General features: G+C 70.1%; 16 protein-coding genes and 1 tRNA gene. 6 read left to right on the top strand and 11 right to left on the bottom strand.

The window, feature by feature from the left end; all coding sequences use genetic code 11:
• Nucleotides 1-7: 7 nt before the first annotated feature.
• Nucleotides 8-814, bottom strand: coding sequence for a bifunctional hydroxymethylpyrimidine kinase/phosphomethylpyrimidine kinase (gene thiD / locus ACFVT1_RS29745; protein WP_389800834.1), 807 nt, complete (start codon nt 812-814; stop codon nt 8-10).
• 9 nt (nt 815-823) lie between these two features.
• Nucleotides 824-1,795: a thiamine-phosphate kinase gene (locus ACFVT1_RS29740; protein ID WP_389800832.1), complete on the bottom strand. Its 972-nt coding sequence runs from the start codon at nt 1,793-1,795 to the stop codon at nt 824-826.
• Nucleotides 1,796-2,123: 328 nt separating this feature from the next.
• Between ACFVT1_RS29740 and ACFVT1_RS29735 the strand changes: the two genes are divergently transcribed.
• Complete coding sequence (locus ACFVT1_RS29735) at nt 2,124-2,357, top strand: Lrp/AsnC ligand binding domain-containing protein (protein ID WP_362204036.1); 234 nt, start codon at nt 2,124-2,126, stop codon at nt 2,355-2,357.
• A 20-nt stretch (nt 2,358-2,377) separates the two neighbouring features.
• A complete protein-coding gene (locus ACFVT1_RS29730; protein ID WP_389800829.1) occupies nt 2,378-2,866 on the top strand; it encodes a DUF3515 domain-containing protein in 489 nt (162 codons plus the stop codon).
• Between the two features lie 49 nt (nt 2,867-2,915).
• On the opposite strand, the gene ACFVT1_RS29725 is transcribed toward ACFVT1_RS29730, so the two are convergent.
• The 3 genes from ACFVT1_RS29725 to ACFVT1_RS29715 all read right to left on the bottom strand — a co-directional run bounded on the left by ACFVT1_RS29725 (nt 2,916) and on the right by ACFVT1_RS29715 (nt 5,938).
• Complete coding sequence (locus tag ACFVT1_RS29725; protein WP_389800827.1) at nt 2,916-4,073, bottom strand: D-alanine--D-alanine ligase family protein; 1,158 nt, start codon at nt 4,071-4,073, stop codon at nt 2,916-2,918.
• A gap of 105 nt (nt 4,074-4,178) precedes the next feature.
• Nucleotides 4,179-5,189, bottom strand: a complete 1,011-nt coding sequence (locus ACFVT1_RS29720) for an NAD(P)H-dependent glycerol-3-phosphate dehydrogenase (protein WP_362204027.1) — start codon at nt 5,187-5,189, stop codon at nt 4,179-4,181.
• A complete protein-coding gene (locus ACFVT1_RS29715; RefSeq protein ID WP_389800825.1) occupies nt 5,186-5,938 on the bottom strand; it encodes a lysophospholipid acyltransferase family protein in 753 nt (250 codons plus the stop codon). The genes ACFVT1_RS29720 and ACFVT1_RS29715 overlap by 4 nt, the downstream gene beginning before the upstream one ends.
• Before the next feature lie 155 nt (nt 5,939-6,093).
• Here ACFVT1_RS29715 and cofC point away from each other — a divergent pair, with 155 nt between their 5' ends.
• Nucleotides 6,094-6,780: a 2-phospho-L-lactate guanylyltransferase gene (cofC, locus tag ACFVT1_RS29710; RefSeq protein WP_389800884.1), complete on the top strand. Its 687-nt coding sequence runs from the start codon at nt 6,094-6,096 to the stop codon at nt 6,778-6,780.
• Between the two features lie 10 nt (nt 6,781-6,790).
• Nucleotides 6,791-6,994: a hypothetical protein gene (locus ACFVT1_RS29705; RefSeq protein ID WP_351074089.1), complete on the top strand. Its 204-nt coding sequence runs from the start codon at nt 6,791-6,793 to the stop codon at nt 6,992-6,994.
• A gap of 95 nt (nt 6,995-7,089) precedes the next feature.
• On the opposite strand, the gene ACFVT1_RS29700 is transcribed toward ACFVT1_RS29705, so the two are convergent.
• From ACFVT1_RS29700 to leuC, 4 genes are all read right to left on the bottom strand, one after another.
• Entirely contained in the window at nt 7,090-7,743 is a 654-nt protein-coding gene (locus ACFVT1_RS29700; RefSeq protein WP_389800823.1) for an HU family DNA-binding protein, read from the bottom strand.
• Between the two features lie 143 nt (nt 7,744-7,886).
• Nucleotides 7,887-8,114, bottom strand: a complete 228-nt coding sequence (locus tag ACFVT1_RS29695) for a hypothetical protein (protein WP_072487271.1) — start codon at nt 8,112-8,114, stop codon at nt 7,887-7,889.
• A 104-nt stretch (nt 8,115-8,218) separates the two neighbouring features.
• Nucleotides 8,219-8,812 carry a 3-isopropylmalate dehydratase small subunit gene (leuD, locus tag ACFVT1_RS29690; RefSeq protein WP_362204014.1) on the bottom strand — a complete coding sequence of 198 codons (594 nt, stop codon included), beginning with the start codon at nt 8,810-8,812 and terminating at the stop codon, nt 8,219-8,221.
• Between the two features lie 5 nt (nt 8,813-8,817).
• Nucleotides 8,818-10,242, bottom strand: coding sequence for a 3-isopropylmalate dehydratase large subunit (gene leuC / locus ACFVT1_RS29685; protein ID WP_389800821.1), 1,425 nt, complete (start codon nt 10,240-10,242; stop codon nt 8,818-8,820).
• A 173-nt stretch (nt 10,243-10,415) separates the two neighbouring features.
• Here leuC and ndgR point away from each other — a divergent pair, with 173 nt between their 5' ends.
• Nucleotides 10,416-11,132, top strand: coding sequence for an IclR family transcriptional regulator NdgR (gene ndgR, locus ACFVT1_RS29680; protein WP_030928691.1), 717 nt, complete (start codon nt 10,416-10,418; stop codon nt 11,130-11,132).
• A gap of 71 nt (nt 11,133-11,203) precedes the next feature.
• Here the strand turns inward: ndgR and ACFVT1_RS29675 are convergent, their stop codons facing one another.
• Nucleotides 11,204-11,716, bottom strand: a complete 513-nt coding sequence (locus ACFVT1_RS29675) for a DUF4188 domain-containing protein (protein WP_389800882.1) — start codon at nt 11,714-11,716, stop codon at nt 11,204-11,206.
• A 92-nt stretch (nt 11,717-11,808) separates the two neighbouring features.
• Between ACFVT1_RS29675 and ACFVT1_RS29670 the strand changes: the two genes are divergently transcribed.
• Nucleotides 11,809-12,450 carry a MerR family transcriptional regulator gene (locus ACFVT1_RS29670; RefSeq protein WP_389800819.1) on the top strand — a complete coding sequence of 214 codons (642 nt, stop codon included), beginning with the start codon at nt 11,809-11,811 and terminating at the stop codon, nt 12,448-12,450.
• 57 nt (nt 12,451-12,507) lie between these two features.
• Here ACFVT1_RS29670 and ACFVT1_RS29665 read toward each other — a convergent pair.
• Nucleotides 12,508-12,580 (bottom strand) — tRNA-Glu (locus ACFVT1_RS29665).
• Nucleotides 12,581-12,600 lie beyond the last annotated feature (20 nt).

Here is a 12,600-nt window from a genome sequence, read left to right as displayed (position 1 = left end):
GGGGCCCTCAGCCGGTGCGCGTCCGCCAGCCGTGGTCGACGGGGCCGATCCCGGCGCCCAGCGGGAATCCCGCCGTGATCGCCCCGGTGACGTACGCCTTCGCACCCCGTACCGCCGTTGGTACGTCCTGGCCCAGGGCCAGTCCGCAGGCGATCGCCGAGGCGAGCGTGCACCCGGTGCCGTGGGTGTGCCGGTTGCCGTGCCTCGGGGCTCGCAGCCAGTGCTCCTCGGTGCCGTCCGTCAGCAGATCGACGGGCTCGCCCGGCAGGTGCCCGCCCTTGACGACGACCCAACGCGGTCCGAAGGCCAGTACCCCGGTGGCGGCGTGCCGCATTCCGGTCTCGTCCGTGACGCTCACGCCGGTGAGCTGCGTCACCTCGTCCAGGTTCGGGGTGGCGACCGTGGCGACCGGAAGGAGTTTCGTCCGTACGGAATCGAGCGCCTCGGCGGCCAGCAGCGGATCGCCGTGCTTGGAGATCCCGACCGGGTCCACGACGACCGGGGCCGCGGTGCCCGCGAGGAGTTCGGCCACGGTCTCCACGAGGGCGGCCGAGGCCAGCATGCCGGTCTTGACCGCCTGCACACCGATGTCGTCCACCACGCTGCGGTACTGGGCGCGTACGGCCTCGACGGGCAGTTCCCAGGCGCCCTGCACACCCAGCGAGTTCTGGGCGGTGACGGCGGTCAGCACGCTCATTCCGTGCACGCCGAGCGCCAGCATCGTCTTCAGATCGGCCTGGATGCCCGCACCGCCGCCGGAGTCGGATCCGGCGACGGTGAGCACACGGGCGGGTACAGCAGCAGACAGAGGCATACCCGAAATCTACTGGGCGTCCTCGATGTCCCCGAAGTGGTCCCACCCGCTCTTCCTGGTCCAGGGCGCCCCGTCGACCGTCACCTGCGGCAGCGCCGAGGCATTGAGGACTTCGCCGATCACCCTCCAGCGGGCGGGCAGTTTCACGTCCGGCGGGAAGGTGGCGACGATCGCGTGGTCCTCTCCGCCGGTCAGCACCCACTGCAGCGGGTCGACGCCCACGGCCTGACCGATGTCGGACATCTGCGAGGGGATGTCGATCAGTCCGGAGCGGAGATCGATCCGTACCTTGCTGGCCTCGGCGATGTGACCGAGATCGGCGACGAGTCCGTCGCTCACGTCCGTCATCGCGGTGGCGCCGAGTCCGGCGGCGGCGGGGCCCGCGTGGTAGGGCGGTTCGGGGCGCCGGTGGGCCTCGACGAAGGCGCGGGGCGAACGGAATCCGCGGGAGAGCACGGCGTAACCGGCGGCGGACCAGCCGAGCCAGCCGGTGACGGCGACGACGTCGCCGGGCTGGGCGCCGGACCGGGTGACCGGTTCGTGGTTGCGCAGATCCCCGAGCGCGGTGATCGCGACGGTGATCGTCTCACCGCCCACGACATCGCCGCCGACCACGGCCGCTCCGGCGACCTGGCACTCGTCACGGATGCCGTCCATCAGCTCGCCGGCCCAGGTGACCGGGAGTTCGGCGGGGACGACCAGGCCGAGCAGCAGCGCGGTGGGCACGGCGCCCATGGCGGCGATGTCGGCGAGGTTCTGGGCGGCGGCCTTGCGGCCGACGTCGTACGCGGTCGACCAGTCGCGGCGGAAGTGCCGTCCCTCCAGCAGGATGTCCGTACTGGCCACGACCCTGCGGTCGGGAGCGGACACGACCGCGGCGTCGTCGCCGGGGCCGAGCCGTACCGCCGGAGTGGTGGTGAGCCGGGAAGTCAGCTCCTTGATGAGCCCGAACTCCCCCAACTCGCCCACGGTTCCCTTCACCGAGTCTCACCTCTCATCTATCGCGCCGGACATGCGTCCGGGCTGCCTCAGCGGCCGCGGGTCCGGATCACGGACCGGCCGCCGCCGCAGGGAGCAGTCTGCACCGGTTCCCCTCGCCATGGGCGTCCCCCTTTCGCTCCGCTGCGCTCGCGGTCGCGGGCCTTCTCTGCTGTCGGTACTGTCAAGAGATACGTCAACCTGTGCTGTACGCGCGCCACGCTGTGGACGGCAACCACCCCGTAGGTCTCCCCGCGGCTCGCGGCAACGCGATAACGTGGCGTCCCTTTCCCATCCCCCACATGATCCTCGTGGCCGCCCTGGAGGTTCCGTGGTACAGGCGTACATCCTTATTCAGACCGAGGTGGGCAAGGCGTCGACCGTCGCCGAGACCATCGCCAGAGTTGCGGGAGTGATCCAGGCAGAGGACGTCACAGGCCCCTACGACGTGATCGTGCGCGCCCAGGCCGACACGGTCGACGAACTCGGCCGCATGGTGGTCGCCAAGGTCCAGCAAGTGGAAGGCATCACCCGAACCCTGACCTGCCCGGTCGTTCATCTGTAGTCCCCGTCTACGCTGGGCCGGTGACATCATCGCGCCGCCGGTTCGGCCATCCCCTGCTTCTCGGTACGTCTGCCGCCGCGCTGCTGCTGGCCGCGACGGGCTGCTCCTCGACGGACGCCGCGGTGTCGGTCACGGTTCCCGCGCCGTCCGGAGAAGCCGCAGCCTACTGCCGCGCGCTGCACAAGGAGCTGCCGAAGACCGTTGCCGGACTCGACCGCGGTGACACCGGGCCGAAGTCCGAGCTGACCGCCCAGTGGGGGGACGGAGCGATCGTACTGCGCTGCGGTGTCCCCCGGCCCGCCAAGATGGACGACCCCATGGCGAAGGGGACCGAGGCGGACGGCGTCGACTGGATGCTGGAGCAGCCGGAAGACGCCGGTCCGCGCTTCACGACGACCTACCGCAAGGCGTACGTCGAGGTGAGTCTCTCCACGGCGTACGCGCACGACGCCAGCCCGTTGGCGGCGTTCGGTCCGGTGATCGCGAAGACGGTGCCCAGCAGCCTGTAGGGCGTGCACTCCGGTAGCGGAGTGCACGCCCTACGGCGCGGGGCTCGGCTCAGCGCAGGCCGGTCGGCCGGTTCAGCGCGGCCTGGATCAGCCGGTCCACCAGCTCCTGGTAGCTGACGCCGCTCTCCTGCCACATCCGCGGGTACATGGAGATCGGGGTGAAGCCCGGCAGGGTGTTGATCTCGTTGATCACGAAGCCGCCGTCCTCGGTGAGGAAGAAGTCGGCCCGCACCAGGCCCTCGCAGGACACGGCCTCGAAGGCGTCGACCGCCAGCCGCTGGACCTCGGCCGTCTGCTCGCCGGTGAGCGGGGCGGGCACGATCCCGGAGGCCGAATCGATGTACTTGGCCTCGAAGTCGTAGAAGTCGTGCGAGGTCACCGGCGGGATCTCGGCCGGCACGCTGGCGCGCGGACCGTCCTCGAACTCCAGCACCCCGCACTCGATCTCGCGGCCCCGCAGCAGCGACTCCACCAGGAACTTGGGGTCGTGGCGGCGGGCCTCCTCGATCGCCTCGTCGAGACCGGAGAGGTCGTCGACCTTGGTGATGCCGATGGACGAGCCGGCCCGGGCGGGCTTGACGAAGAGCGGCCAGCCGTGGTCGCCGGCGAAGTCCACGATGCGCTTGCGGACGGCGGAGGGGTCCGCCTCCCACTCGCGGGGGCGGACCACGGCGTACGGGCCGACCGGCAGCCCGAACGAGGTGAAGACCCGCTTCATGTACTCCTTGTCCTGGCCGACCGCCGAGGCGAGCACCCCCGCGCCGACGTACGGCACACCGGAGAGCTCCAGGAGCCCCTGCAGGGTGCCGTCCTCGCCGTACGGGCCGTGCAGCACCGGGAAGACGACGTCGACGTCGCCGAGCGCCTTGGGTACGGAGCCGGGCTCGCTGTACACCACTTCACGGCTGCCGGGGTCGACGGAGAGCACCACGCCGCCCTCGGTGGACTCGGCCAGCTGGGCCACGTCCGGCATCTTCCGGTCCGTGATGCCCATGCGTTCGGGCTCGTCGGCGGTGAGCGCCCAGCGGCCGTCCTTCGTGATGCCGATCGGCAGGACGTCGTACTTCGTCCGGTCGATGGCGTTCAGGACGGCGCCCGCCGTGACGACCGAGATGCCGTGTTCGGAGCTGCGGCCGCCGAACACGACGGCCACACGCGGCTTGCGGAGCTGCTGCTCCGGGCTCTGGGGGAGGTTCTCGCTGCTCATATCGCGTTGAGCGTACCTGCTGGTACCCCGCGCGTCAGCGCGGCCGGGGCCGGTGGAGCGGCGACCGTGAACGATCACCGCCCCGCGCGCTCCCCGGGCCTGTCGTCAGCGCCGCTCGGGCTTCGCGCTGCGCGACATCAGCTCACCCAGCGCGACCATCGGCGGCTTGCCCTCGTGCACGATGCCGACGACCGTCTCGGTGATCGGCATGTCGACGCCGTGCCTGCGTGCCAGATCGAGCACCGATTCACAGGACTTGACGCCCTCGGCGGTCTGCTTGGTGACCGCGATCGTCTCCTGGAGCGTCATTCCGCGGCCGAGGTTGGTGCCGAAGGTGTGGTTGCGCGAGAGCGGCGAGGAGCAGGTCGCCACCAGGTCGCCGAGGCCCGCGAGTCCGGAGAAGGTCAGCGGGTCGGCGCCCATGGCGAGGCCGAGCCGGGTCGTCTCGGCGAGGCCCCGGGTGATGAGCGAGCCCTTCGCGTTGTCGCCGAGACCCATGCCGTCGGCGATGCCGACGGCGAGACCGATGACGTTCTTGACCGCGCCGCCCAGTTCGCAGCCGACGACGTCGGTGTTGGTGTACGGGCGGAAGTACGAGGTGTGGCAGGCGGTCTGGAGGCGCCGGGCCACGGACTCGTCCTGGCAGGCGACCACGGCCGCGGCGGGGCGGCGTTCGGCGATCTCCTTGGCCAGGTTGGGGCCGGTGATGACGGCGACGCGGTCCGGGGAGACCTTGGTCACGTCCTCGATGACCTCGCTCATCCGCTTCGCGGTGCCGAGTTCGACCCCCTTCATCAGCGAGACGAGGACGGTGTCGGAGCCGAGGTGCGGGGCCCAGTCGGCGAGATTGGCGCGCAGCGTCTGCGAGGGCACCACGAATACGGCGTAGTCGGCGCCGTGCAGCGCCTCGGCGGCGTCGGTGGTGGCCCGGATCGACGCGGGGAGTTCAATTCCCGGCAGATAGTCCGGGTTGGTACGGGTCGTGTTGACGGCCTCGGCGACCTCGGCGCGGCGGCCCCAGAGGGTGACCTCGCAGCCGGCGTCGGCGAGTACCACGCCGAAGGCCGTACCCCATGAGCCGGTTCCGAAGACCGCTGCCTTCGCGGGGTGCGTCACTTGGGTCCCTTTCCTTCGGCCTTGCGCCGCTGTTCTGCACGGGCCTTGCGGTGGTCGTACGGCTCCGCTGGGGCCTTCTCGCCCCGTACGATCTCCAGCTGCGCGGTCACCGCGGCCATAATGACCTCGGTCGCCTCGCGCAGGACGTCGGGCGTCGGCTCCCTGTCGTAGAAGCCGGAGAGGTCGACGGGCGGTCCGGCCTGCACCTGGAGGGTCTTGCGGGGGAAGAGCCGGAACTTGTTCTCCTTGGCGTACGGCGGCATCGCGAGGTTGGCGCCCCACTGGGCGACCGGGATGACCGGGGCCTTCGTCATCAACGCGACGCGGGCGGCACCGGTCTTGCCGGCCATCGGCCACATGTCGGGATCGCGGGTGAGAGTGCCCTCCGGGTAGAAGGCGACGCATTCACCGCGCCCGATGGCGTCGACGGCGGCCCGGAAGGCGTCCAGCGCGTTGGTCGTCTCGCGGTACACGGGGATCTGCCCGGTGCCGCGCAGCATCATTCCGACAAAGGGGGTCTTGAAGAGGCCGGCTTTCGCGAGGAGCCGCGGCACGCGTCCGGTGTTGTACTGGAAGTGTCCGTAGGAAAGCGGGTCCAGATACGAGTTGTGATTGACCGCAGTGATGAATCCGCCGTCGTCCGGGATGTTTTCCATTCCCCGCCAGTCACGCTTGAACAGAACCACCAGCGGCGGTTTTGCGATCACCGCCGCCAGGCGGTACCAGAAGCCGATTCTGCGGCGGGACACTCGGACACCTTCCTCTAAGGACCTGACTGCTGCCTGGCTACCGACGGTCAAGTCTCGCCCCAGGCCCCTGCTCTGTCGAGAACACCGTACGCCCCGCTTTCGGGACCGTACCTCCGGGTTCTCGCACCGGCAGGCGAGAATAAGCGGCGACGCGCATCGAGGGGGAGATCGCCACGAACACCGACCCGACCGGTCCTTGGACCCTGGTCGTCCCGTTGAAGCCCTTGGCGCGGGCCAAGAGCAGGCTCACGCCCACGACGGGCGCCGAGCTGCGCCCGCGGCTCGCCCTCGCGTTCGCCCGGGACACCGTGGCCGCCGCCCTGTCCTGCCGGGCGGTCCGGGATGTGGTGGTCGTCACGGACGACACGGAGGCCGGGGCGGTTCTCGCCGCCCTCGGGGCGCGCATCGTGCCCGACGAACCGGATCGCGGACTCAACGCCGCCCTGGCACACGGCGAGCGGACCGTAAGGACCGGGCGGCCCGGGGCGGCCCTCGCCGCGCTCAACGCGGATCTGCCCGCGCTGCGCCCCGCGGAATTGGCCCGGGTACTCGATTTTTCCGCCGAATTTCCCCGGGCATTTGTCACCGATGCGGCAGGAATCGGAACAACATTTCTGTCGGCCGCACCGGGAGTGGAATTGCGCCCGGCTTTCGGCGGCCCTTCCCGGGCCCGGCATCTGGACTCCGGCGCCGTGGAAATCACGCTGACCGGCATCGATTCGGTCCGCCAGGACGTGGACACCGGCGACGACCTGCGAGCGGCGCTGGTCCTGGGTACCGGCCCGCACACGTCGGGGCGCTGGGCGGCGGACGCCCCGGCGCGCCCCGGGACGGACCGATAGGCTGCCGCACATGCAGGCGACCTCGTACACGTACGACCCCGAGACCCGCACCGGCAGTGTGCTGCTCGACGACGGGACCCCGGTGGAATTCGACGCCCGGGCCTTCGACGCGGGCGGGCTGCGGCTGCTGCGCCCGGGGCAGCGGGTGCGGATCGAGGGCGTCGGCGAGGGTGCGGATCTGCGGATCACCCTGGTGACCCTGCAGACGTTCTGAACGGCCGCGCGTCCCCGGCCCACAACAGCCCGCGGGCCGGGCTCCCCGAGGGGAGCCCGGCCCGGCGCGTGTGAGTAGCCCTGCGCTGCTCGGCCTCACTTCTTCCGTGCAGTGGCCTTCTTCGCCGTGGTCTTGCGCGCCGTGGTCTTCTTCGCGGGCGCCTTCTTCGCCGTGGCCTTCTTGGCGGGCGCGGTCTTCTTGGCGGCCGTCGTCTTCTTCGCCGCCGCCGCGGTGGCCTTCTTCGCCGCCGTCGTGGTCTTCTTCGCCGCCGGAGCGGCCTTCTTGGCGGTGGTCTTCTTGGCCGCGGTGGTCTTCGCCGCGGTCGTGGCCTTCCTGGCGGTGGCCTTCTTCGCCACGGCCTTCTTCGCGGTGGCCTTCTTGGCGGCCGCCTTGGTCGTCGTACGGGTGGAAGCACCGCCCGAGAGGCTGCCCTTGGGCGCCTTCTTCACGGCCACCTCGCCCTTGGGGAGCTTCTTCGAGCCGCTCACCAGGTCCTTGAAGCCCTGGCCCGCACGGAAACGGGGAACCGAGGTCTTCTTGACCCGCACCCGCTCGCCCGTCTGCGGGTTGCGGGCGTAGCGGGCGGGGCGGTCGACCTTCTCGAACGAGCCGAAGCCGGTGACCGAGACACGGTCTCCCGCGACAACCGCACGGACGATCGCGTCGAGCACCGCGTCAACGGCGTCCGCGGCCTGCTGACGGCCGCCGACCTTGTCGGCAATCGCTTCTACGAGCTGCGCCTTGTTCACGTCTTCCCCTTCGGAGACATTGCCAGAACGAAAGTGTTCAAGCGTTTTCGCACGTTAGGCAGATATATACCGCAAATCAAACACGAAACGGGCTAATCACCCTAGTGCCGCAACGAAGTCGACCGCTGCGCAGTTCCGCAGAGTCAGTCACCTTCGGGGAATCGGCCCTCATCGAGGTCCTTCATCAACCGGTCCAGACGCCTTGCCGCATCCGGAAGATCGTGCTTAGCCGCGGCCGTGATGACCAACAGCTTCCGGGACAGCGCCATCCTTACGCCCTCCGGGACTTGCAGTGCGCGCACTCTTGTGTGCGCTTCCTTCAAACGGTCGGCGACTTGGCCGTAAAGCTTGAGTTGGCTGTCGCGTTCCATGCACCGATTGTGCCATCTGGGGCGAGTTGTCGCCCGACGGGGTCTCAACAAGCGACTGCGCCCCCTACCAGAAGGTAGGGGGCGCAGTCCTGGAAACGCGCTGCTCAGGCGTTAATTGTACGTGGCTTGAAGCTCGGCCTCGCGGCCTCGTAAGTCGCGATGTCCGCTTCGTTCTGAAGGGTGAGGCTGATGTCGTCCAGCCCGTTCAGCAGCCGCCAGCGGGCGTTCTCGTCGAGCTCGAAGTCGGCCGTGATGCCCTCGGCGCGGACCTGGCGGGTCTCCAGGTCGACGGTGATCTCGGCCGTCGGGTCGGCCTCGGTCAGCTCCCAGAGCGCGTCGACGACCTTCTGGTCGAGCACGACGGTCAACAGCCCGTTCTTCAGCGAGTTGCCGCGGAAGATGTCGGCGAACCGGGAGGAGACGACGGCCTTGAAGCCGTAGTTCTGCAGCGCCCACACGGCGTGTTCGCGGGACGATCCGGTGCCGAAGTCGGGACCGGCGACCAGCACCGTGGCGCCGCTGCGCTCGGGGCGGTTGAGGACGAAGTTCTCGTCCTTGCGCCAGGCCTCGAAGAGGCCGTCCTCGAAGCCGTCGCGGGTGACCTTCTTCAGCCAGTGGGCGGGGATGATCTGGTCGGTGTCGACGTTGCTGCGGCGCAGCGGGACGGCCCGGCCGGTGTGTGTGGTGAAAGCTTCCATGGTTCTCAGACTCCGGCGGGCGTACGGGCGTCGGACAGGTCGGCCGGCGAGGCCAGGTGGCCCAGCACGGCGGTGGCGGCGGCGACCTGCGGGGAGACCAGGTGCGTGCGGCCGCCCTTGCCCTGCCGGCCCTCGAAGTTGCGGTTCGAGGTGGAGGCGGAGCGCTCACCGGGGGCCAGCTGGTCGGGGTTCATGCCGAGGCACATCGAGCAGCCCGCGTGCCGCCATTCGGCGCCCGCGGCGGTGAAGACCTTGTCCAGGCCCTCCTCCACCGCCTGCAGAGCGACCCGGACCGAGCCAGGGACGACCAGCATCCGTACGCCGTCGGCGACTTTGCGGCCGTCCAGGATCGCGGCCGCGTTCCGCAGGTCCTCGATCCGGCCGTTGGTGCAGGAGCCTACGAAGACGGTGTCCACGTCGATGTCGCGCAGCGGCTGGCCGGCGGTCAACCCCATGTATTCCAGCGCCTTTTCGGCGGCGTTCCGCTCCGAGGCGTCCTCGTACGAAGCCGGGTCGGGGACGCTGGCCGACAGGGGAGCGCCCTGGCCGGGATTGGTGCCCCAGGTGACGAACGGCGCCAGCTCGGCGGCTTCGATGACGACCTCGGCGTCGAAGACCGCGTCGTCGTCGGTGCGCAGCGTCTTCCAGTACGCGACGGCCGCGTCCCAGTCCTCGCCCTGCGGCGCGTGGTCGCGGCCCCTCAGGTAGTCGAAGGTGGTCTCGTCCGGAGCGATCATGCCCGCTCGGGCGCCGGCCTCGATCGACATGTTGCAGATGGTCATCCGGGCTTCCATCGAGAGCTTCTCGACGGCCGGGCCGCGGTATTCGAGGATGTAGCCCTGGCCGCCACCGGTGCCGATCCGGGCGATGATCGCGAGGATCAGGTCCTTGGCCGTGACACCGTCGGGCAGTTCGCCGTCGATGGTGATCGCCATGGTCTTCGGGCGGGCCAGCGGCAGCGTCTGGGTGGCCAGGACGTGCTCGACCTGGCTGGTGCCGATGCCGAACGCCAGCGCGCCGAAGGCGCCGTGCGTGGACGTGTGGGAGTCGCCGCAGACGACCGTGGTGCCGGGCTGGGTCAGCCCCAGCTGCGGGCCGACCACATGCACGACGCCCTGCTCGACGTCGCCCAGCGGGTGCAGCCGTACGCCGAACTCCGCGCAGTTCTTGCGCAGGGTCTCCAACTGGGCGCGGGAGACCGGGTCGGCGATCGGCTTGTCGATGTCGATGGTCGGGGTGTTGTGATCCTCGGTGGCGATGGTGAGGTCGAGGCGCCGCACCCGGCGTCCGGCCTGCCGGAGGCCGTCGAATGCCTGGGGGCTGGTCACCTCGTGCAGCAGGTGCAGATCGATGAAGAGGAGGTCGGGCTCACCTTCGGCGCGCCGGACGACATGGTCGTCCCAGACCTTCTCCGCGAGTGTCCTACCCATCGCTTTCCCTCCGGCCGGCGTCTTCGCCGGCCCAACTAGAGATTGGTGCGCCGCCGTCCGGACCCCCGTGCGGGGCGGTGGCTACGGGCCGTTGTGTGGCCGCCCGTACAGGTTCGCAACTTCCGCCGAAAATTGAACTTGCGTTTCACAGAGTGAGACGGGAGTATCGTCGTATGGACAACTCTAGCGGCGTCGGCGTTCTCGACAAGGCGGCTCTGGTATTGAGCGCCCTGGAGTCCGGTCCGGCCACCCTCGCCGGGCTGGTCGCGGCGACCGGGCTCGCACGACCCACGGCCCATCGGCTGGCCGTGGCACTGGAACACCACCGCATGGTGGCGAGGGACATGCAGGGCCGTTTCATCCTCGGCCCCCGGCTCGCCGAACTCGCGGCGGCGGCCGGCGAGGACCGCCTGCTGGCCACGGCGGGACCGGTGCTCACGCACCTTCGCGACATCACCGGCGAGAGCGCGCAGCTCTACCGGCGCCAGGGCGACATGCGGATCTGCGTGGCGGCGGCGGAGCGGCTGTCCGGCCTGCGGGACACCGTGCCGGTCGGTTCCACGCTCACCATGAAGGCCGGCTCGTCGGCGCAGATCCTGATGGCCTGGGAGGAGCCGGAGCGCCTGCACCGCGGCCTCCAGGGCGCCCGTTTCACGGCGACGGCGCTCTCGGGCGTACGGCGCAGGGGCTGGGCCCAGTCGATCGGCGAGCGCGAGCCGGGCGTGGCCTCTGTCTCGGCCCCGGTGCGCGGCCCCTCGAACCGGGTGGTCGCCGCCGTCTCGGTCTCCGGACCGATCGAGCGGCTGACCCGGCACCCGGGCCGGATGCACGCCCAGGCGGTCATCGACTCGGCGGCGCGGCTGAGCGAGGCCCTGCGGCGCAACGGCTGACCAGTCCCGGCCCCTTCCCGGCCGCCCCAGCGTCGTGGCGGCCCCCTCTCAGAACCGCACCCCGCGCAGCGTCACCCCTCGGAACCCCGCCCTGCGGACGAGCGGTGCGCCAGACGGTCCGCGGCCCGGCGGCCCCGCCCGTCGATCGGCAGTACGCCGGTCACCGCGGCCAGCCCGTAGGGCGGCATGTCGGCGTAGATCGATTCGTAACCGCCCTCGGGCACTATGTACGTCTCGTGCCACAGCCCCACGTGCTGCCGGGACTTCTTCTCCTTGCGGTTGATCGACGCCCACGCCTTGCGGTGGAACATGTCGGGAGCGCTCGCGTACGCGTACAGCTTCTCCCTCGACTCCCAGTACTGGACGACGTAGTACGTCCGCGGCGAGCCGGACAGCAGGGTGTAGCCGAGCAGCCCGCGGCTCCTGTCCCTGCTCAACTCCCGCAGCATGCGCGGCATCGCGGCGAGCACGGGCAGCCAGTGGTGCACGCCCCGGAAGTGGTTGATGCGCATCCCGATCAGGAGAACGACCACCTCCCCCTCGGCCCCGGCGGTTGTCCGCCCCGGAATCGGCTTCGCGAACATGCCCATAGCCCGTTCCCTTCTTGGAGAGTGCCGCTATCCAATGATGGGATAGTGGCACTGCCCAAGGGGTGGCGCAAGGGAAGGCACGGAACATGCGACTCTCGGAACTGAGCGAGAAGAGCGGCGTCAAGACCGCGACGATCAAGTACTACCTGCGCGAAGGGCTGCTGCGGCCGGGCCACCGGGTCAGCGCGACGCAGGCCGAGTACGACGAGGGCCATCTGCGCCGGCTGCGCCTGGTGCGGGCGCTGATCCAGGTCGGCCGCCTCCCCGTGGCCACGGCCCGCGAGGTCCTCTCCCAGGTCGACGACGAGTCCCTGGGACGGACGATCCGTCTGGGCGCCGCGCTGTGGTCGCTCCCGCACGGCCCGGATCCGGACGAGGAGGCACCGGAGACGGCGGCCGCCCGCGAGGAGGTCGAGCGGCTCCTGGACCGGCTCGGCTGGGCGACCTCGCAGGAACTCGGTTCCCTGTCCCCCGCCCATCGCGCACTGGTGTCGTCGGTGGCGGCCCTCATCCGCCTCGGCTATCCCTGCGACGCCGAGTACCTGACCGAACAGGCCCGCCTCATGCGTCAAGTCGCCGTCCAGGACCTGGACATGATGGAGACGTACCCCACGGAGGCGGAGCAGGTGGAGGTGGCGGTCGCGTCGGCCGTGCTCTACGAGCCGCTGCTGATGTCGCTGCGCAGGATGGCCCAGGAGGAGGAGTCGGCCCGGCGGTACGGACTCTGACGGACACACAGAAAGGCCCTTCACCGAGGTGAAGGGCCTTTGTCTGCCGTGCTGTTGTACCCCCGACCGGATTCGAACCGGCGCTACTGCCGTGAGAGGGCAGCGTGCTAGGCCGCTACACAACGGGGGCTTGTTACTACAGTGCATCTC

Source organism: Streptomyces sp. NPDC057963, from assembly GCF_042887155.1.
In the GTDB taxonomy this organism is placed as follows: domain Bacteria; phylum Actinomycetota; class Actinomycetes; order Streptomycetales; family Streptomycetaceae; genus Streptomyces.
This window is presented reverse-complemented; position numbering and strand designations above follow the sequence as displayed.

Bases quoted from the DNA above. Each gene is read 5' to 3' on its own strand.
- thiD (WP_389800834.1), bottom strand. From the start codon at position 814: ATGCCTCTGTCTGCTGCTGTACCCGCCCGTGTGCTCACCGTCGCCGGA.
- ACFVT1_RS29725 (WP_389800827.1), bottom strand. From the start codon at position 4,073: ATGAGCAGCGAGAACCTCCCCCAGAGCCCGGAGCAGCAGCTCCGCAAG.
- ACFVT1_RS29705 (WP_351074089.1), top strand. From the start codon at position 6,791: ATGCAGGCGACCTCGTACACGTACGACCCCGAGACCCGCACCGGCAGT.
- ACFVT1_RS29695 (WP_072487271.1), bottom strand. From the start codon at position 8,114: ATGGAACGCGACAGCCAACTCAAGCTTTACGGCCAAGTCGCCGACCGT.
- leuD (WP_362204014.1), bottom strand. From the start codon at position 8,812: ATGGAAGCTTTCACCACACACACCGGCCGGGCCGTCCCGCTGCGCCGC.
- leuC (WP_389800821.1), bottom strand. From the start codon at position 10,242: ATGGGTAGGACACTCGCGGAGAAGGTCTGGGACGACCATGTCGTCCGG.
- ndgR (WP_030928691.1), top strand. From the start codon at position 10,416: ATGGACAACTCTAGCGGCGTCGGCGTTCTCGACAAGGCGGCTCTGGTA.
- ACFVT1_RS29675 (WP_389800882.1), bottom strand. From the start codon at position 11,716: ATGTTCGCGAAGCCGATTCCGGGGCGGACAACCGCCGGGGCCGAGGGG.
- ACFVT1_RS29670 (WP_389800819.1), top strand. From the start codon at position 11,809: ATGCGACTCTCGGAACTGAGCGAGAAGAGCGGCGTCAAGACCGCGACG.